Source organism: Micromonospora sp. NPDC047620 (genome assembly GCF_043205005.1).
In the GTDB taxonomy this organism is placed as follows: domain Bacteria; phylum Actinomycetota; class Actinomycetes; order Mycobacteriales; family Micromonosporaceae; genus Micromonospora.
This window is the reverse complement of record NZ_JBIDDG010000181.1, coordinates 1-1,096: the sequence shown is the minus strand read 5'-3', so window position 1 is coordinate 1,096 and position 1,096 is coordinate 1. Positions and strand designations below refer to the sequence as shown.

Here is a 1,096-nt window from a genome sequence, read left to right as displayed (position 1 = left end):
GGCTGCACTGGATGGACATGAACTTCACCAAGGTCTCGTAGCCCGGCGGTGACCCACCCTGCTTCAGACGTCCATCAAACATCCGCACATGCCGCTGTCAAGGCGCGCGGTCGCTGGCGGGCTCGTCACCGTCTGTGTCGGCGAAAGGGTGCTGGTCTCCGAACCGCGGCGCACCAACATGCCGAGATGAGTGCGTAGAGGACTCGAGTCGCTGGACGCATCGGGTAGTCCAGATCCATCCGCAATGCAGAACTGCGGATACCGCAACGTGCACGGTGTTGCCAGAATCGGCGGTATGGGTTTATGGGCGCGATGGTCAGCCATCGTCGATCGCTTGCCGTCCTCCTATGCCGAAGCGTTTGCCGCAGAGTACGCGCGTGGGGCGTTCCGCAGAGCAAGCCGGTCACGGGCGATCGCTGCTCTGGTCCAAGCCGCGGAAGAGATGTCGGCCAAGGGCGAACACGCAGTGGCAGAGGCCCTGTACCGCAAGGCGGCAGAAGTCGGAGACCACCGGGCCGTCGTGAAGCTGGTCAACTGGCCGGGTATTAGGGAGGACCACGCTGCGATGGAGGCCGTGTATCGGGCGGCGATCACAGCCGGTGACGTTCAGTCGTTGGCGTCTTTGGCGGCGCTGCGCGCCCGGCAGGGCGACACGGCCGAAGCTCGAGTGTTGTTCACGGTGGCCATCGAGTCCGGCAGCGTCGACGCGTTGACGATGTATGCGACCTTCCTGCACAACCACGGCGAGCCCCGCGAGCTCAGTGAAGCGATCGAGCATCGCCGTCGCCAGGTTGCGGCCGGCGACACCGGTTCTCTGCCGATCCTCGGCTCGCTCTTGCTGAAGGTGCCGCATCGACAGGTCGAAGCGGAGGCCATGCTGCGTCAAGGTGCCGCGCTGTTGAGAACCGTTGCCGATGCATGCTCGCTGCGCTGCTGTTAGACCGGGGTGCAACCGGTGAAGCAGCTGAGCTGGTCCGGCGGGTACGCGCCACCGGTGACGACCTAGTGCCGCGTCAGGCAATGTTGGCCCTGTTGACTACCTGGCTGAGGCGTTTGTCGGTGGCGTGCTTGTTCCGCCAGATGATGTAGCGGCGGA

Annotated in this window: 1 protein-coding gene; it reads left to right on the top strand. The window is 64.6% G+C overall.

Annotated elements, in window-relative coordinates; translation table 11 throughout:
- The first annotated feature begins 244 nt into the window (after positions 1-244).
- On the top strand, positions 245-940 hold the full coding sequence (locus ACGF5C_RS35100; RefSeq protein WP_393308770.1) for a hypothetical protein: 696 nt from the start codon (positions 245-247) through the stop codon (positions 938-940).
- Positions 941-1,096: the final 156 nt, after the last annotated feature.